Origin of the sequence: Streptomyces sp. NPDC046866, assembly GCF_040704625.1 — a bacterium.
GTDB lineage: Bacteria > Actinomycetota > Actinomycetes > Streptomycetales > Streptomycetaceae > Streptomyces.
In genome coordinates this window covers 128,033-145,139 of the sequence record NZ_JBEYXN010000019.1, presented here as the reverse complement: position 1 = coordinate 145,139, position 17,107 = coordinate 128,033, and the positions used below count along the sequence as shown (strand labels likewise).

Genomic DNA, 17,107 nt, shown 5'->3' with positions numbered 1-17,107 from the left:
TGGTTTGTCGGTGAGGTCCTGGAACGTTCCAGGAACAGCCGGCCGAACCCACCGGGCGGCCCCGAACCCCAGGAGTCACCGTGCACACACCCGTCACGATCATCGGCGCCGGACTCGGCGGACTCACCCTGGCCCGCGTCCTGCACCTCCACGGAATCCCGGCCACGGTCTACGAGGCCGAGTCCTCCCCGACGATGCGCACGCAGGGCGGGCTGCTCGACATCCACGACTACAACGGGCAGCTCGCCCTCAAGGCAGCCGGCCTGATGGACGAGTTCCACGCCATCGTCCTCGAGGGCCGTCAGGCGATGCGAGTCCTCGACCCGGACGGGACCGTCCTGTTCGACAAGGCCGACGACGGCACGGGCGGCCGCCCCGAGGTGCACCGCGGCGCGCTACGGCAGATCCTGCTCGACTCGCTCCCGGCCGGCACCGTCCGGTGGGGCCACAAGGCCGCCGGCACCCGCACCGTCGGCCCGGGCCGCCACGAGGTGACGTTCGCCGACGGCGGCACCGTCGTCACCGGCCTGCTGGTCGGCGCGGACGGCGCCTGGTCACGGGTACGGCCGCTGCTCTCCACCGCCGCACCCGAGTACACCGGCACGTCGTTCGTCGAGACCTACCTGTTCCACGCCGACACCCGCCACCCGGCCGCGGCCAAAGCGGTCGGCGGCGGGATGCTGATGGCACCCTCGCCCGGCAGGTCGATCTTCGCCCACCGGGAGAGCGGCGACACCCTGCACGCCTACGTGGCGCTGAGCAGGCCGCAGGAGTGGTTCGCCGCCATGGACTTCACCGATGCCGCCGCGGCCGCCGCGCGGATCGCGGCCGAGTTCGACGGCTGGGCGCCCGAACTCACCGCGCTGATCACCGACGGCGACACCGCGCCGGTCCTGCGCCCCCAGTACGCCCTGCCGACCGGGCACCGGTGGGACCGGGTGCCGGGGGTCACCCTGCTCGGCGACGCCGCCCACCTCGCGCCCCCGAACGGCGAAGGCGCCAACCTGGCCATGTACGACGGCGCCGAACTCGGCATGGCGCTCGCCGCGCAGCCCGACGACGTCGAGGCCGCACTCAGCGAGTACGAGCAGGCCATGTTCCCCCGCAGCTCCGAGCCCGCCACCTTCGAGGGCGGAGAGATCCCGGCCATCGACTCGGAGCACAACACCGCCCAGAACCTGATCAAGATGTTCACCGACAAGGACCCCCGATGAATGCCCGAGGCGACATTCGACGGCGCCGGTCACAACCGACCGCTCTTCCGGCAGGCCCCCCGTTCTACCGGGGCCGTTCTCCCGGTGGCCGCCGGTTCGCGGTCAAGCCCGCCCGCCCGGCCGGCGCTCGCCGCCGACCCCGACGGTCACCCGCGCTGGCAAAGGCGCTGCTCGCCATCCACAGCTGCGACCTGGTGCACCGCGACCTGAAAACCGTCCAACATCTTCACGCCCTGCAAGCCCCGCCCGCTCCCTCAGCCCCTTGGCTGCCGCGGTGCGGGAGCCGAGAGAGCGCGTGACCAACGGACGGGGTGGCCCGCGGGACCGCTGGTGAGCCAGGAGCCGTCGCCCAGAGGCACCACTTCGTAGGGGTTGCCCGCCTCGACGGCGAGTTCGGCGTCGAGCGTCCCCGTGCGCACATCGATCAGGCGGTAGCGGAACCACTCCTCCTCGTCCTGGCCCTCACCGCCGAGGACGACCACGGCCAGATCCGGGGTCAGGTAGCCGCCGCCCCATTCCACGAACGTCTCCTCCGGGTACCCGAAGGCTTCCACCGGCAGGGTGAAGAGCACGTCGCCGCTGGGATGGCGGTGGAAGGCGACATCCCTCTGTCCGTGGTCGACGGTCATGAACTGCTCGCCGTCCGGCGACAGGTCGATCAGACACCGGTCCCACCACGGATAGGTCACGAACTCCGGCTCGCCGCCACTCCCCGGCGCGGCCCTGAATATGACGGAGCCGTCCTGACCCTCACCGACGTCGAGGCAGATGCTGCCGTCCACCGGGTGCACGCGATGGACGGCCCCGTGCCCGACGGTCTCCAGCTCCCGGCGTACCATCACCGCGCCGCTGGCGGCGTCGTGCACGACCCACTGGTCCCCACCCCCGCGTCCTGCCATCGCGTCCGGCCGGTAGACCCACACGTTCCGGCCGTTTGCGGACAGCGCGCAGCCAGGCCGGTGGCCATGGGGCTGGTCCGAGTGCGGCTCGAAGGCCGAGGTCCACACGACGTCGCCGGCGCGTGTGAGGCAGACGACGCTGTTCAGCGTCGTGTACACGACGCGCTGCAGATCGGGCCAGACCGCCGACTCCACGACCTCGTCGCCCGGCCGCGGCCGGAACACCGCGACGGGCTCCAGCGCGCCCGTGGCGCCGGAGTTCGTGACGTACGCATGGATCGCCCCGTCGCGGTGGCGCGTGCTCACCTTCGGAGGCCGCACAGGAATCATGCGCCGAGGCTAACGCCCAGCTCAGCCGGGCTGACGGCCAGGGCCGGCCCATGGGACAAACGACGGGCCAACCGATCCGAAGCGGAGTCAGTGGAACCGGACGACAAGGCGTACGGCTCAGCTCGGCCCAGGTCAGCCACGTGGCCCCGTGCACATCGCGGGGACCGCCGTAGCCTGCGAACTCACCTCGCAGCGCGGCGCACCGGGGCGCGGCAGACTTGACGGCCTGGGCCATGTGCAGCGGGCACGAGGCGAAGAATTTCACGGGGTACGTCGGTGGATCTCAGCTCAGTGATCATCGCTGTGGCGGGCGTGGCAGGAACCCTGGGCGGAGCGCTCCTCACCCAGCGCGGCTCCCAACGAGCGAAGCGCCTGGAGATAGAGCTCGTTCGAGAGCACGAGGAGGTCCGCGAGAACCGTTCGCTGCGACGTGCCTGCTATGCGGAACTCAACCGCGATGCACGGCAGTTCACCACCGCACTCAACCGCCACCTGCACGTCATGAGGGAACGCGGCGTGGACGAGTCCGACAGCGACGCACTCGAAGAGGCGAAGAACGCGCACCGCGATCGATACTCCGAAGCGCAGATGATCGCCCCGGACGAAGTACTCAGCCGAGCGAGCGCCGTCAATCAAGCCCTGAACAAAATCTACGGCCAGGTCAAGCGCCTCGAACGCGGTGTCCCCCAACCAGGCGAAACGATGGAGACCGCGGCGCACGCCCAGTACGAGGTCTGGGAGTTGCTCCGAACCCTGAGAACCGCCATGCGCCAAGACCTCGGCGTGTCGCAGGAACATTGAGAGCTGGCGCTCACAGTCCGTGCGAGCTCTCTTCTCTGCCCCGACCATGCAGTCCGTTGCCGCTCTCCACCTTCGTAGAGAGGCAACCGGACAGCAGGGCGCCTCTCAGCAGAGGCCAGAGCGCCCTTGCCGGACCAGCCCGCACCAGAGGGCACTGCACCGCCGGGACGCCCTCGCCTCGGGCACCCGACCGCCCCGCAGCGCAGGCTCTGGGCCGGTGCCGTGAGTGGTCAGCGTATGCGGACGGTGACCTCGGGGAGGGGTAGGTCGGACAGGTTGAGCTGCAGCCCGGTCAGGGTCAGGTAGGTCTGCGAGTCGCTCAGGGCGTTGGACGGTGCCTGGGTCTTCCCGCGCGTGCTCACCAGCAGGTACCAGCCCCCGTGCTTGTAGCTGCGGGAGGCGGCGGCGCTGTCGCCGTGAGGGTTCAGCACCCAGCCCTGGCGCTCCAAGTCCGCTCCGATCGCCTTCATTTCGGACTGTGCGGCGGCCCTCTCCCGGACAGCCATCCAGCCCGTCCTGTTCAGGTTGGATCCGGCCGGGCCCGTCGACTTGCCCTGCTCCGGGTCGAGGCCGGCCGCGCGGACCGCCGTCCGGATCACTTCGTCCACCTCCTCCCGTGTGAGGGGCGGAGACGTGGGTTCAGGCTCCGGCGACGCGGGCGCTGACGCAGATCCGGACGGCTTGGACAAGGGCGCGCCCAGGTGCACGCGTCCGTCGTCGTCGATCTGTACCCGGTCCGGCAGGACCACGGCAGCCAGACTCACGATCACAGTCGCGGCCAGGCCGATCCACAACCTCTTCAAGAACACGTGCACCATGAGACTCCCCCGAATGATCATTCGGGGGAGTCTCACACATCCCGTCCGCTCCCCGGGAGCCGAACTCGCCCCCCAAGTCAACAAGCACCTCGCCGGGGCCGGCCCCCCGGCCACCCCTCGATGAATGCGGTTCGCGGCGTTGCGGGGGAGCCGTGACGTTCTGCTCAGCGCCGATCGGTCGGTTCACTTGAGTGTTTCCGGCACCAGCGCGCGGCAGCGCAGGCACCCCGCGGATCCAACGTGCGCAAGGCGTTGTGCACGTCGCCGACGCGCGCCAGGGCATGTTCCCGGATGCCGGCGAGCTCACGGCCGAGGTGTTCGAGATCCTGGCGATGGCCCAGGCGTTCGACCGCCGGACCAACGAACATCCGCTCGGTGCACGCGGGGAGTTCGGTGCCCATGGACAGCCTGTGCTGGGTGTCAGTCCTCGTCACAGGGTGCCCGTCGCAGCCAGTGGTTAAGGACCGCGGGGCGGGCGGGGCGTCACGTCTGCGCCCACGGCGCGCCGTACCGGTGCCGCCTGCGCAGCCTGCACAGGGGAGGCGGCTGATGGAGTGAGCCGCCAAGGCCTCTGCGCGTGGGGGCACCGGCGGCGGCCGGGACGGCGGGAAGGATGACTGACTGTCCTCCCCACGCCCGTCCGTCTCTCCACCGAAGGCTGGTGCCGTATGACGTTCAACCCCCTGGAGCAGCGGGGCATCCCGCTGGACCGACAGGTACGCAGCTGGCGCGAGCTGAACGTCTCGCCGATCGATCCGGACGCGTCCGACCCGTACACGCGGTGCCGGATCATCACGATGAACGGCATCGAGGTCGAGGCGAGCCTGTTCAGCCACCAGCTCGCCCGGAACACCGTGGACCCCGAGGTGAAGCGGAAGCTGGCCGAGGTCCGCTATGTCGAGGCCCAGCAGCAGAAGGCCGTCAATTGGCTGCTGCCCGGGGTGTCCTCCGTGCTGGAGACGACGATCGCCTACGAACAGGTTGCGGTGGACCTGACGTCCTGGATCGCCCGGATGGAGCCCGACCCGTACCTGCAGCAGGCGTACCAGTTCGGTGTGCTGGAGGACTTCGACCACCTGTACCGGTACGCGAACCTGTACGAGATGATCGAGCACCGCAAGGCGGAGGCGATCGTCGACGGCCTCACGGAGGTGATGCCGGGCCGGCCCACGCGCATGCACCACCGGCACCCGTACGACAACGTCCGCGACCCCTACGACAAGGCGGCCACCGACCCGCTGTCGAAGCTCCACGCTCTGACCGTGATGTCGGCGGAGCAGCAGACGATGAACTTCTACATGAACACCGGCCCCACCTACATGGAGCCGATCGCCCGACAGCTCTACCAGGAGATCGGGCTGATCGAGGAGGAGCACGTCACCCACTACGAGTCCCTCGTCGACCCGGGCGAGACCTGGTGGGAGCAGCTGGTCAACCACGAGTACAACGAGTGCTACCTGTACTACTCCTTCATGGAGCAGGAGTCCCACCCCAAGGTCAAGGCGCTGTGGGAGCTGCACCTCAACATGGAGCTGGAGCACCTGCGGATCGCCGGCGACCTGATGCGCCGCCACGACGGCCGCGACCCGGAAGAGGTCCTTGCTCCGCAGCTGCCCAAGGTGCTCACCTTCGAGCCCAACAAGGAGTACCTGCGCGAGCTCCTGGCCACGCAGTTCGACCTCACGACCCTGGGCGCCGGCTACGTCCGTGAGGCCCACGAGCGGTTCGAGCAGATGCAGCAGCGCCTCCACGACGGCGAGAAGCCGCCCAGCGACCGCGTCATCGACCAGCACCGCCAGACGTTCGACCGCGACTACCGCGTGGAGACCGAGGGTCCCCACCCCGTCGAATCCGAGCGCGCCTGATGGCGGGGACCGGGAAAGAAGACGTCATGGACGAGCAGGCCCAGAAGGGCGACCCGGCGGCCGACGAGGACGTGGTGGCCCTCCTCATGCGCCAGCACGGCCAGATCCACACCCTCTTCGACGAGGTCCGCACCACCGAGGGCGAGGAACGCACCGACGCCTTCCGGCGCCTGGTCCACCTGCTGGCCGTACACGAGACCGCCGAGGAAGAGGTCGTGCACCCCCGTGCACGCTCAGCCTTCGAAGGCGGAGGCGACGTGGTCGAGGAGCGGCTCGCCGAGGAGAAGGCCGCCAAGGAGAAGCTCTCCGCTCTGGAGAACCTGGACGTCTCGGACCCGAAGTTCATGCCCACCCTGCTGTCCCTCCGCGACGCCGTCCTGGCCCATGCCCGGGCGGAGGAACGCTACGAGTTCGCTCTGCTGCGCCGCAGCTCATCGCCCGCCCGGCTGGCCCTCATGGCCAAGGCCGTCAAGGCGGCCGAGGCGACCGCGCCGACACATCCGCGCCCGGGCGTCGAATCGGCCTCTGCGAACCTCGCGCTGGGTCCCATGGCAGCCGTCGTCGACCGGACCCGCGACGCCATTCGCCGTGCCATGGAAGACGGCGACAGCGACAGCGAAGGCGACAGCGCCTGACGGCAGCGGGCAGCGCACCACGGCGCCCGTGGGCGCTGCCCGGGCTCACCCGCCACCGCGGGACGTACAACCAGGTCGACGGCGAGGAACGTCGGCGCCGTGCCGATGTCCGGTCCGCAGGGCATGGCGCAGCGCAGCCCCTCGGGCTGCCGGGGAGCCGCCGGCAGCATGCTGATGCCGCTGGGGCCACGGGCTCGCCGACCTCCGAGAGCGTGGCGGCTTGGCCAGTTGAGCGTGCTGGACCATGCCGGCCCTCGTGCCGGTCATCCCGCGAGCCGCGGCAGCCCCATGCGTACCGGTCCCACCCCGGGTGAGGTGTGAACCAGTACGTCGCTGTCGGGGTCCGGGAGCTTCGCGCTACGGGTGAGGGTCTGGCTCAGTTCCAGGACCGTGCCCCGGCGAAGGGGCCACGGCTCGTGCTCCACCGGGGTGAGCCACAGGCGCCCGGCGCGGCGGGAGAACGCGGCCCACCGATGCGTGAGCCAGTCGTCGAGCGGGTCGGGTTGCGTCACGGGCGCGCCCTCGCGGACGCGCAGCCGGTACGAGGCGTCGCCGTAGCGCCGCTGCCCGGAATAGCCGACCTCGTACGCCCGGGACTCCATCGACAAGGCGGCCAGGTGGTACGGGATCCCGATCGCGCGGGCCGCGAGCATCAGCGGGTTGGCGACGTCGAGGGAGAAGAACCACAGGCCGCGGCGGCCGTCGGGCAGGCGGGCGTAGGTCCGCAGGTTCGTCTCCAGGAAGACGGGAGGCGGCAGAGGACACCGCAGCGCTGTGACGGACCGCATGACGAAGGGGGTGAGGCTGACCCACGCAGCCCCGTCGAACACGTCCACGAGCAGCCCCGGCGGCAGCAGACCCTGGACGGCTTCGGGCGGATAGCGCCAGTGCACCAGCGTCTGCTGCCGCCAGTGCATGGTCAGCACGGCCGGGGTGACGTGTGGAGCTCCGTACCGCGTTTCACGCATGGGCGGTCACCGGCAGGATCGGCGCGTGGTGGTCATGGGACCACGATGGACCCGCAGACCGGGCATCGGCGCCTGCGACACACGGCCTGCCACGCTCCCGCGAGCGCTTCGGACGCCGCGCCCCAGCGATTTTGCGGCGGGTCGGGGCGGGTCGGGGGCAGGAGCAGACGACCGACGTCGCCACGGTCCGCGACCTGGCCGACTGCTGTGGCCTCACCGAACGGGCGGCGGGGGCCATCGTCGGGGATTTGGAGAACGCGGGCTACCTCACCCGGGGTATGCCACGGCCGCCGCGACCACTACCCAGCCGCGGCGGCATCGATGTGGACCTGTCCGAGGTCACCTTCTGCGACACCACTGGCCTGCACGTCATGCTGGATGTGGACCGGCCGGCCCGGCAGGCCGGCACATCCCTCGTACTGACCGCGCTGAGTCGGCCGGTCGCCCGCCTGCTGCGCCTGAGCGGGGTGCAGGATGTGCTGACCGTCCGCCCGGACCACACCCGCGCGGCCGGCGGGCGAACCCGTGGAGGCTGCTGTGGCGCGTGACCGCATCGGACTGGGCGAGGTACTGCAAGCGGCCGAGGGCGCCGCGCCCGTGCGTTCCCTCGATGTCGTGGCCCGAAACCTCCGGGACCGGTTCGATGCCCGCCTGGTGTCGTTCCTGTTCGTCGACATCGTCGGCCGGCGCCTGCTGCGCGTCCACGACACCGCCGCCGAGCCGGGACAGCAGCCGGCCGAGCAGGTTCCGCTCGCCGGCAGCAGCATCTACGACGACGTCTTGCGCCGCCAGGAGCTGGTGGTGACGGCGGACGGCCAGGACGGGCACCGGGTCCTCGCCCCGGTCACCAACCGCGGCGACACCATCGGCGTCCTGGAACTCTTCCTCGCCCAGGTCACGCCCGGGGTGTGCGAGCAGGTCCGGGAGGCCGCTCACGCGCTGGCGTACATCATCGTCACCGACCGCCGCTTCACCGACCTCTACCACTGGGGCAACCGCACCGGCCCGGTCAGCCTGTCCGCCGAGATCCAGCGCCAGCTCCTGCCCTCCGCCTCCTGCTGCCAGGCCCCGGAGTTCACCCTGGCCGGCGCCCTCGTCCCGGCATCCGACATCGCCGGCGACACCTACGACTACAGCCTCGACACCCACACCCTGCACCTGTCGATCACCGACGCCATGGGCCACGACGTCGCCGCCTCCCTGATGGCCACCCTCCTGGTCAACGCGTCCCGCGGCGCCCGCCGCGCCGGATGCGACCTGCAAGAGCAAGCCCACCAGACCCACCAGGCGCTCCTGGAACACGGCCGTCACAGCATCGCCACCGGACAGCTCCTGCGCGTCGCCCTGGGCGGCACCCACGCCCAGCTCGTCAACGCAGGCCACCCCTGGCCCCTCCTGCTGCGCAACGGCGCGGTCACCGAACTGCCCCTGGCCGTGGACCTGCCCTTCGGCATCCCCCAGCAGGGCATCTACCGGGTCCAGGACCTCGACCTGCGCCCCGGCGACCGCCTCCTGCTGCACACCGACGGCATGCAAGAACGCGACGCCTCGGTCGTCGACCTGCCCGCCCTCCTGCGCAAGACCGCATCCGACCACCCCCGCGAGGTGGTGCGCACCCTGGTCGGCGCGGTCACCGACGCCTACGACGGCCGCCCGCCGAAGGACGACGCCACCGTCCTGTGCCTGGACTGGCACGGGCCGTACGGGCGCAGCAGCTGAGCGGTCCGCCGCGCCGGGCCGCAGCGGCCGCCTCGCGCGCAGCGCGAAGGGCGCACCCCGGCAGCCGACCGCGACGGCTTGGCTTGCCGCGCTGAGCCGGGATGGCCCGTCAGACGATGGCGAGCCGGTCCACCACCAGCTCCACCCTCCGTTCGGCGTCCCCGGCAGGCAGCCGGCCCGCGCGGGTGAGAGTCGCCAGTCCGTGCAGGGCTGCCCAGAACACCTCGGTGAACAGCCCCGGGTGGACGCCGTCCCCGGCGACTTCCTGGAGGCTTTCCAGCAGGGCGGCGAAGGCGGCTTTCAGCGGCTCGGGGGTGTCCTCCTGTGCGAACGCCAGGCCGCCGTCGAGCCGGAACATGGCGTCGTAGACCGCCGGGTTGCGTTCGGCGAAGTCGAGGTAGGCACGGGCGAGGGCGGTGACCCTGTCGCGGGGGCCGTCCGTGGTGGCGGTCGCGGCCCGCAGCGCGGCGGCCATCTCGGCGGCGCCTTGGAGGGCGACGGCGCCGATGATCTCGCGCTTGCCGCGGAAGTGGCTGTAGAGGACGGGCTGGCTGTATTCGATGCGCTCGGCGAGCCGGCGGGTGGTGACCGCGTCCCAGCCCTGCTGCTCGGCGAGTTCGCGGGCTGTGGCCACGATGAGGCGCTCGCGCTCCGCCCGTTCGCGCTGCTTGCGTTCCTGTACCGACATGGTTCGATCCTAGCGTCGCTAGACAAGAAAGCGCCGACCGTACTAGCGTTGCATCATCAGCTAGCAACGCTAGATCCGGAGGGGTCATCATGCTCAACGCACTCGAGGTGTTCACCACCGTGGCCGTCGGCGTGATGGTGGGGGTGGAGTTCGCCGTCGCCTTCGTCATCAACCCGATCCTCAACGCACTCCCCGGCGACGGCGGCCAACTCGGCCGTGCCCACGGAGGCCGGATGCTCGGCGCCGTGATGCCGGTCTGGTACATCACCTCGCTCGTCCTGGTCGCCGTCTGGGCCGCCGTCGGACGGCACCACGAGGGAACCGGCCTCGTCGTCACTGCCGGCGCGCTGCTGATCCTCAGTGTGGTCATGTCGGTCCTCCTGCTCGTCCCGATCAACAACCGGAGCAAGACGTGGACCCCCGAGAACCGGCCCGAGGACTGGAAGGAGCAGATGAACCGCTGGGACCGCTTCCACTACGCTCGCGTCGCAGTGATCATCGCCGCCTTCACCCTGCTGGTCGCTGCCCTCGCCTGAGCCACCGCCCAACGCCGTTGACCGCTCCTGAATCACCCTGGCCACCGTCTCGTTCGCGATCTGGGCAACGGGAGGACCAGGCAGGGCGGTGGGAACGACCCGGCCTGGCAGCGCCCGGGGATGCCGTCGGCCCTTGGTAACGGCGCGGCGGGCGAGCATGGCGGCGACCTCGCAGGGAGGACGGGCGTCCGGTTCAGGTCTGTAGTGGGTCAAGTCCCTGCCTTCGCACCGTTCGGGCGATGGGGAGGTGCGCCCGAAAAGGTTTGTCACGAGGTCCGACGTCGGCGATGATCACCTCATGACGACCAGAAAGGGCCATGCCGTCTAGGCGCCCCGCTCCCCTCTCCGCCGCTCGCGCGCCGCCGACCGCTGCTCCCCGTAGCGCCCGATGGCCGTGACCGCCCACCCAGGAGAGCCCGCCCGTGCAGAAGACCACCCTCATTCCCTACGCCCACCTCCCCCGAGCGCACCACGACCGCCACGTCCTGAGCAGTACCGTCGACGTCTTCGGCGCCGCCCACTGGCTGCTTGCCGAACGCGCTCCGCAGCCCGGCGGCGATGTCCTGCCCTTCGACGCCCTGGTCGTCTCCGTCCATCCCGGCGGAAACGTCGAGTTCACCGAGCTGAGCGCCGTGCGGGCCCGCTGGCCGCGCTTGGACCGCCTGCCCGACGGCGGGTTCATCGTCGCCGCGTCTCGCGCCCGCCGGTACGAGGACGCGGACCAGGTCCAGGTCTTCGACCCGCTCGGCCGCGAGACCTCGTCCTTCTCCGTCGGGGACGCCATCGAGCACCTGCTCGTGGACGAGGCCGGCCACATCTGGGTCGGGCACTTCGACGAGAACCCGGCCGGAATCCGCCGCTGGAGCGCCACGGGTCAGCTCGCCTGGACGTCGGACGGCGCCCGCATCCCCGGTCTCTTCGACTGCTACGCCCTGAACGTGTCGGGCACCACCAGCTGGGCGTGCCCATACACCGACTTCCCGCTCGTCGAAATAAGCCCCGACCGCCCCGAGCGGCCCGTGAGGGTGTGGGCAAACCGCATACGGGGCGCCCATGCGGTGGCCGTCCACCGCGATCGAGTGGTCTTTTACGGCGGCTACGGCGAGGAGCGGGACCGACTCGCCCACGGAAGGATCACCGAAACGTCCGTCGAGCCGACGGACGTCGGCCTGCTCACGCCGACCGATGGCCTTGCCCCGGGCCGCCGACGGGTCGCCAGCCGAGGAAGCAGGATCTACGTCCAGGCCGAGCCGTTCACCGCGTGGGGCGTGTTCGACCTCAGCATCTGATACCCAAGAGGCGACGGCTGACGCCTGCGCCCTCCCCCGCCCTGCCGGGCGGTGGGAGGAGGTGTGACGGGTCGTGGCCGTGGTAGCCGCCAGGTATGGCCACATCACGCAAGAGCTACGCGGTCGCCGCCACCGGGCAGTGGACCGAGGACGAGGGTGAGGGGCGGCGCAGACTTCCCACCGGAGAGGTCCATGCATGGGAGCCGGGCCGCAACGAGACAGTGTGCGGGCTCGCCCTGAGCCGATCGCAGCTGACCCGGTTCCCGCACGTGCCCTGGACGGACGCGATCCCGGAGTCCGGAGGGGCGGCCGACCGCGTACAGCGGCTGTGCCGCCGGTGCGCCGCGGTCGCCGGGCGCAGGGGCGCGGACGCCCGTGTGCGGTGGCAGCGCGCCAACCCGCGGCCCTGACCGGGGCGCCGCAACGCAAGCGAGCCGGTCTGCGTACGGTGTCTCTCCCTCCCCGGAGGACGGACGCAGTTTCCGGAGCATGGTTTACCGCCCCTTGCATGGGTTAGTCGCCTAATGCGCCATCGGAGGCGGGACCACACGTCGCCCTCGTGCGAGCGCACTCCAGCGGTCGGGTGATGAATGGCCGTGCCGTCCCTCCTGAAGCACTCGGGGTGCATGCGGCCCGCCCTCCCGTAGCGGTGGGCGCCGCCTGGCCGGCCCTGTCCCCGGTACGGGCGGTGGTGGCCGGACGACCCGCACACCCACAGGAGGCCGATATGACTGTGACCATCCACCAGCGGGCCATCCCCCGGGAAGATCACCGCCAGACGATGCTCAAGGGGCTCCACGATCAGATCGTGGGACTGCTGATGCTGATCGTGGCCCTGGTTCTGTGCATGGTCCCGATGGTCCAGCAAGACGGTGCGAAAGACGCCCAGGTCAACGAGGCCATCATCGGCACCGTCGTCCTGTTCGCCGCCGCGTCGCGGCTCTACCGCGGCTCCGGGATGAGGTCGGATCTGGTCGTCGGTATCGCCGGGGCATGGCTGGTCGCCTCCCCGTTCCTCCTGGATGTGCAGAAGACGTCGATCTACGCAAGCAACCGTGTTCTCGACATCGTCCTCGGCAGTGCCCTCGTACTGCTGGCAGCCATCGGATTGCTGCTCATGTGGGCCGGCCGCCGCCAGGCCACCGACAAGGAAGCCTGACCGTGTTCGAGAAGGGGGAGGACCGCCCGGGGTGCCTCGTTTGCGGGTACCGCGCCCGGGCAGGCGCCGGAACGACACGAGTCGCCCGGGAGGCAGACGTGAAGTGGCTCTACCGCACGGTTCTCCTCGGCGCAGGACTGACCGCCGCCGCGACCGCCCTGGGCAGGGCCCGCAGCCCGGCCCGGGACGACGGGGACCGCTGGCTGGTCGTCACGGTCAACCGGGCACCGACGGACGTCTACGCGGGCGGTGGCCCCCCGCCGCCCCTGGACCGGTTCGCCGACGGGCTGGAGGTGCGCGTACGCCCCGCCCCGGGCGACCGCGGCACCGAGCTCGCCGTACGGCCGAAGCGCTCCGTTCCGCGGCTGACTTCCTCGCTGCCCGCCCGGCTGGCAGGCCGCGATCCGCGCCAGGAGCTCCGTACCGCGCTTCGACAGGCCAAGGGTCTGCTCGAGGCCGGTGAGGTGATGCTGCCGGACCACCCGCCGACGGCGCGCGGGGGCACGCCGATGGGCAAGCTGGTCGGTTTGATCAGCCGGCGTTCCGGTGGGGAGGGAGTGCTGTGAAGGCCCTGTGCTGGGAAGGCGTGAACAAGCTCTCCGTCGAGCAGGTGCCCGACCCCCGGATGCGCAACGACCAGGACGTGATCGTACGGCTGATCGCCGGCACGACGTGCGGTTCGGACCTCCACCTGATCGGCGGCTACATCCCGGCCATGCAGGCCGGTGACGTCATCGGGCACGAGTTCATCGGCGAGGTCGTCGAGACGGGCCGGGAGGTGCGCAGACACCGGGTGGGCGACCGGGTGGTGGTCTGTTCGTTCGTCGGATGCGGACGGTGCTGGTACTGCGCCCACGACCTGTGGTCCCTGTGCGACAACACCAACACCAACCCCGGGATCGGGCAGGCGCTCTTCGGGTACGAGTCGGCCGGAATCTTCGGCTACTCGCACGCCATGGGAGGACTGCGGGGAAGCCACGCCGAATACGTACGCGTCCCCTTCGCCGACTACGGTGCCTTCAGCGTCCCCGAAGGCGTCGACGACACCAGCGCCCTGTTCGCCTCGGACTCGGTGCCCACCGGCTGGATGGGCGCCCACCTCGGCGGTGTGCAGCCGGGCGACACCGTGGCCGTCTGGGGCTGCGGCGCAGTCGGCCAGATGGCGGCCCGGGCGGCGATCCTGCTCGGCGCCGAACGCGTCATCTCCATCGACCGCGTTCCCGAACGCCTCGCCATGACCGAGCGGTTCGTCGGCTCCGAGACCCTCGACTACGCCTCCACCGACATCGCGGCCGAACTGCGCGAGCGCACGGGCGGCCGCGGCCCGGACGTCTGCATCGAGGCGGTGGGCATGGAGGCCCACAGCAAAGGCCCGGCGCACCTGTACGACCAGGTCAAACAGCAGCTGCGCCTGCACACCGACCGGCCGACAGCCGTACGCCAGGCCATCCACGCCTGCCGGAAGGCCGGCACCGTGTTCGTCCTCGGCGTGTTCACCGGAGCCGTCGACAAGTTCCCGCTCGGCGCGATCATCAACAAGGGCCTCACCGTGCGCGGCGCCCAGATGCACGGCCAGCGCTACATCCCCATGCTCCTGGACCGCATGGCCGCCGGCGACATACAAACCTCCCAGCTGGCCACGCACACGGTGCCCCTGGACGAGGCGCCCCGGGCCTACGACATGTTCAAGCACAAGACCGACGGATGCGTACGCGCCGTCATCCGACCGGGAACGCAGCACCGTCCCCCGGCCCGGGCGGAGGGAGAACCCTCATGACCACCCGCACCCGAGCCGCCTCCCGCACCCCCGTGCAGCTCGCCGCCCCGATCTACCTCCCCCTGTGGATCCGCGGCCTGCTCATCGACCAAGGCAGCACAGCCTGACGGAAGGCCACTCCCATGCCCCTGCCCCTTGCGCAGCAGAGCCCGGACCAGCTCGGCGGGGAGGCCAGCGTCCTGGTCCGCCAGCGCCGCGACCACGGGGAACTCGACCGGCTGATGCGCCTGTACGAGTCGACGGACCTGCCCCTGTCGGCGCAGCAAGCAGTCCTCAGGGACATCTTCCAGCTGACCTTCAGCCATGCCTTCGCGGAGGAGACCGTCCTGTGGCCCGCCCTGCGCCGGCTCGCAGCCGACGGCGAGGAACTCACCTCCCGGGTCGAAGCGGAACACCAGCAGATCAACGACCTGGCGATGGCGATCGAGTCCACTGATCCGCATGACCGCCGGCACGACCAGCTCGTCACAGCCGCCTTCGCCCTGATCCGGGAGGACATCCGAGACGAGGAAGACGTGCTGCTTCCGCGCCTCCAGGAGGCTCTGAAGCACGACACCGCCCGGCTGCGGCGGCTCGGCTCGGCATGGGAGACGGTACGACGCACCGCTCCCACCCGGCCCCACCCCGCCGTGTCGCGCCGGCCCCCCGGCAACGCCCTGGCCGGGGTGCCGCTGAGCGTCTTCGACCGCGTACGAGACCTGTGCGCAGATCTGTGCGCGCCCTTGCGCTCTCACGGCCGGTGGACCGCGGCAGCGCTGGCAGCAGCCGCCTTGGCCGCCTGCCTGGCCGGTGCCGCCGCACGGCGCCGCAGCCGCAGACGGCCTTCTTCGGCTCATCGTTGACGAGTGGGGGCGGCTCACCCGGATGCCTGCCGGTGGGACCGCTGCCGGTGCGAGGGGGTAGGCGTACGGGACAGCAGCCGCAGCCGCAGCCGCAGTCGTGGTCAGGAGGCAGGCCCATGAGCACATCCGCCCACCCGCCGGCGGTCCCCGACGCGAGTCCTGAGCCACGCAGGTCGACGGTGGTGTGCGGAGTGATCGGGGCGGCGGTGACGGCCGCGGTGGACGAGATCGTCTTCCACCAGATCCTGGGCTGGCACCACTTCTACGACCGCTCGACCCCCGGCGTGGGACTGCTGTCGGACGGGCTGCTGCACACCGCCGAGCTGCTGGCCCTGGTCGCCGGGTTCTTCCTCTTCGCGGATCTGCGGCGCCGTCGCGCCCTGGCCGCGGCCCACGCCTGGGCGGGGTTCTTCCTGGGCGCGGGAGTCTTCCAGCTCTTCGACGGAATCGTGGACCACAAACTGCTGCGCCTGCACCAGATCCGCTACGGCGTTGACGTCACGCCCTATGACTGGGCGTGGAACCTCGGCGGCATGGTGCTGCTGCTGATCGGCGTGGCGCTGTCCCTCCGTGCGGCCGGCCGCGGCCGGACCGGGGCAGCCTCGTGATCCTTGCGCACGTGCACCCCGGCACGGCCACGGCCCCTGGAGCGGCAGAGCTGGTCACCGCGGCGGCCGCGCTGGGGGCGGCCGCCGCGTACGCGTCAGGGGCGGCCCGCTTGCGGCGCCGCGGGGACGCCTGGCCCTGGGGGCGTGATGCGTGGTTCGCCGCCGGCAGCACGGGCCTGGCGTGGGCTGCCGCGGGCCCGCTGCCGGGCGGGCCGTTCACCGCCCACATGGTGCAGCACCTGATCGTCGGCATGGCGGCCCCGCTGCTGTTCGTCCTCGGCCGCCCTCTGACCCTGCTCCTGCGCGCCTTGGCCCCCGGCGCCGGGCGCCGGGCGCTCCTGACGTTGACGCACTCCGCTGCGGTGGGTTGGCTCCTCTTCCCTCCGCTGGCGGCGCTGCTCGATGTCGGCGGGCTGTGGCTGCTGTACCGCACCGGGCTGTTCGCCAGTGGGCAGCACCTGCCGTGGCTGGGGGTCCTGGTCCATACCCACGTCCTGGCAGCCGGGCTGCTGTTCACCGTCGCCGTCTGCCAGCTCGACCCCGTGCGCTGCCGCTGGAGCCTGCCGGTGCGCGGGGCGACCCTGCTGGCCGCCGGCGCCGGGCATGCAGCACTCGCCAGGAGCACGTATGCGACCGGGCCGCCCGGCACCGCCTTCGGCACCACCGACCTGCAGACCGCGGCCCAGCTCATGTACTACGGGGGCGACCTGGTCGAAGCCGCGCTGGCCGTCGTCCTGGCCGGCTCCTGGTACGCGGCTGCCGGCCGCGCCCGCTTGCGCCACCAGAGAGCCGCCGTGAGGACCTGATCGCGTGGAGCCAACGGCGCGAAGTGCCCCACGCGGTCGCCGCTCCCGGGTTGCGGTTCACAGCTGGTCGGCCACCCGGACCCGGTTGAGGTGGACGAGGACGTCGTAGGCCCGGCCGTTCGACGGCCGACCGTCTCCGGGTGCCAGCCGGAT

20 protein-coding genes are annotated in these 17,107 nt (G+C 71.1%); 15 read left to right on the top strand and 5 right to left on the bottom strand.

Annotation, left to right across the window (positions count from 1 at the left end; genetic code table 11):
- The first annotated feature begins 80 nt into the window (after nt 1–80).
- A complete protein-coding gene (locus AB0953_RS25370) occupies nt 81–1,214 on the top strand; it encodes an NAD(P)/FAD-dependent oxidoreductase (RefSeq protein ID WP_366861864.1) in 1,134 nt (377 codons plus the stop codon).
- 254 nt (nt 1,215–1,468) lie between these two features.
- Here the strand turns inward: AB0953_RS25370 and AB0953_RS25365 are convergent, their stop codons facing one another.
- A complete protein-coding gene (locus tag AB0953_RS25365) occupies nt 1,469–2,443 on the bottom strand; it encodes a hypothetical protein (protein WP_366861863.1) in 975 nt (324 codons plus the stop codon).
- A gap of 291 nt (nt 2,444–2,734) precedes the next feature.
- On the opposite strand from AB0953_RS25365, the gene AB0953_RS25360 reads away from it, so the two are divergent.
- The gene (locus tag AB0953_RS25360; RefSeq protein ID WP_366861862.1) at nt 2,735–3,244 is read left to right on the top strand and encodes a hypothetical protein; all 510 of its coding nucleotides are present in this window, start codon (nt 2,735–2,737) and stop codon (nt 3,242–3,244) included.
- A 230-nt stretch (nt 3,245–3,474) separates the two neighbouring features.
- On the opposite strand, the gene AB0953_RS25355 is transcribed toward AB0953_RS25360, so the two are convergent.
- The gene (locus tag AB0953_RS25355; RefSeq protein WP_366861861.1) at nt 3,475–3,852 is read right to left on the bottom strand and encodes a hypothetical protein; all 378 of its coding nucleotides are present in this window, start codon (nt 3,850–3,852) and stop codon (nt 3,475–3,477) included.
- Between the two features lie 374 nt (nt 3,853–4,226).
- Nucleotides 4,227–4,463: a hypothetical protein gene (locus tag AB0953_RS25350; protein WP_366861860.1), complete on the bottom strand. Its 237-nt coding sequence runs from the start codon at nt 4,461–4,463 to the stop codon at nt 4,227–4,229.
- A gap of 267 nt (nt 4,464–4,730) precedes the next feature.
- On the opposite strand from AB0953_RS25350, the gene AB0953_RS25345 reads away from it, so the two are divergent.
- Entirely contained in the window at nt 4,731–5,927 is a 1,197-nt protein-coding gene (locus AB0953_RS25345) for a hypothetical protein (protein ID WP_366861859.1), read from the top strand.
- 26 nt (nt 5,928–5,953) lie between these two features.
- Nucleotides 5,954–6,562 (top strand): hemerythrin domain-containing protein, encoded by a 609-nt coding sequence (locus AB0953_RS25340; RefSeq protein WP_366861858.1) that lies wholly within the window; start codon nt 5,954–5,956, stop codon nt 6,560–6,562.
- 263 nt (nt 6,563–6,825) lie between these two features.
- On the opposite strand, the gene AB0953_RS25335 is transcribed toward AB0953_RS25340, so the two are convergent.
- A complete protein-coding gene (locus AB0953_RS25335; RefSeq protein ID WP_366861857.1) occupies nt 6,826–7,530 on the bottom strand; it encodes a DUF2071 domain-containing protein in 705 nt (234 codons plus the stop codon).
- Between the two features lie 323 nt (nt 7,531–7,853).
- On the opposite strand from AB0953_RS25335, the gene AB0953_RS25330 reads away from it, so the two are divergent.
- Both AB0953_RS25330 and AB0953_RS25325 read left to right on the top strand, forming a co-directional pair.
- Nucleotides 7,854–8,078 carry an STAS domain-containing protein gene (locus AB0953_RS25330; protein WP_366861856.1) on the top strand — a complete coding sequence of 75 codons (225 nt, stop codon included), beginning with the start codon at nt 7,854–7,856 and terminating at the stop codon, nt 8,076–8,078.
- The gene (locus AB0953_RS25325) at nt 8,068–9,249 is read left to right on the top strand and encodes a PP2C family protein-serine/threonine phosphatase (RefSeq protein ID WP_366861855.1); all 1,182 of its coding nucleotides are present in this window, start codon (nt 8,068–8,070) and stop codon (nt 9,247–9,249) included. Before AB0953_RS25330 ends, AB0953_RS25325 begins: the two co-directional genes overlap by 11 nt.
- A gap of 109 nt (nt 9,250–9,358) precedes the next feature.
- Here AB0953_RS25325 and AB0953_RS25320 read toward each other — a convergent pair whose 3' ends face one another.
- Nucleotides 9,359–9,937 carry a TetR/AcrR family transcriptional regulator gene (locus tag AB0953_RS25320; protein WP_366861854.1) on the bottom strand — a complete coding sequence of 193 codons (579 nt, stop codon included), beginning with the start codon at nt 9,935–9,937 and terminating at the stop codon, nt 9,359–9,361.
- An 89-nt stretch (nt 9,938–10,026) separates the two neighbouring features.
- On the opposite strand from AB0953_RS25320, the gene AB0953_RS25315 reads away from it, so the two are divergent.
- The 9 genes from AB0953_RS25315 (at nt 10,027) to AB0953_RS25275 (ending at nt 16,954) form a co-directional block, all read left to right on the top strand.
- On the top strand, nt 10,027–10,473 hold the full coding sequence (locus AB0953_RS25315; RefSeq protein WP_366861853.1) for a DUF1772 domain-containing protein: 447 nt from the start codon (nt 10,027–10,029) through the stop codon (nt 10,471–10,473).
- A gap of 422 nt (nt 10,474–10,895) precedes the next feature.
- Nucleotides 10,896–11,762, top strand: coding sequence for a hypothetical protein (locus AB0953_RS25310; RefSeq protein WP_366861852.1), 867 nt, complete (start codon nt 10,896–10,898; stop codon nt 11,760–11,762).
- A gap of 95 nt (nt 11,763–11,857) precedes the next feature.
- Nucleotides 11,858–12,172, top strand: coding sequence for a hypothetical protein (locus tag AB0953_RS25305; protein WP_366861851.1), 315 nt, complete (start codon nt 11,858–11,860; stop codon nt 12,170–12,172).
- 317 nt (nt 12,173–12,489) lie between these two features.
- Nucleotides 12,490–12,921 carry a hypothetical protein gene (locus AB0953_RS25300; protein ID WP_366861850.1) on the top strand — a complete coding sequence of 144 codons (432 nt, stop codon included), beginning with the start codon at nt 12,490–12,492 and terminating at the stop codon, nt 12,919–12,921.
- 98 nt (nt 12,922–13,019) lie between these two features.
- Entirely contained in the window at nt 13,020–13,487 is a 468-nt protein-coding gene (locus AB0953_RS25295) for a hypothetical protein (protein ID WP_366861849.1), read from the top strand.
- Nucleotides 13,488–13,507: 20 nt separating this feature from the next.
- A complete protein-coding gene (locus tag AB0953_RS25290) occupies nt 13,508–14,698 on the top strand; it encodes a zinc-dependent alcohol dehydrogenase (protein ID WP_366861848.1) in 1,191 nt (396 codons plus the stop codon).
- Between the two features lie 122 nt (nt 14,699–14,820).
- Nucleotides 14,821–15,540: a hemerythrin domain-containing protein gene (locus AB0953_RS25285; protein WP_366861847.1), complete on the top strand. Its 720-nt coding sequence runs from the start codon at nt 14,821–14,823 to the stop codon at nt 15,538–15,540.
- 116 nt (nt 15,541–15,656) lie between these two features.
- Complete coding sequence (locus AB0953_RS25280; RefSeq protein ID WP_366861846.1) at nt 15,657–16,148, top strand: DUF2243 domain-containing protein; 492 nt, start codon at nt 15,657–15,659, stop codon at nt 16,146–16,148.
- An 11-nt stretch (nt 16,149–16,159) separates the two neighbouring features.
- A complete protein-coding gene (locus tag AB0953_RS25275; RefSeq protein ID WP_366861845.1) occupies nt 16,160–16,954 on the top strand; it encodes a cytochrome c oxidase assembly protein in 795 nt (264 codons plus the stop codon).
- Nucleotides 16,955–17,107 lie beyond the last annotated feature (153 nt).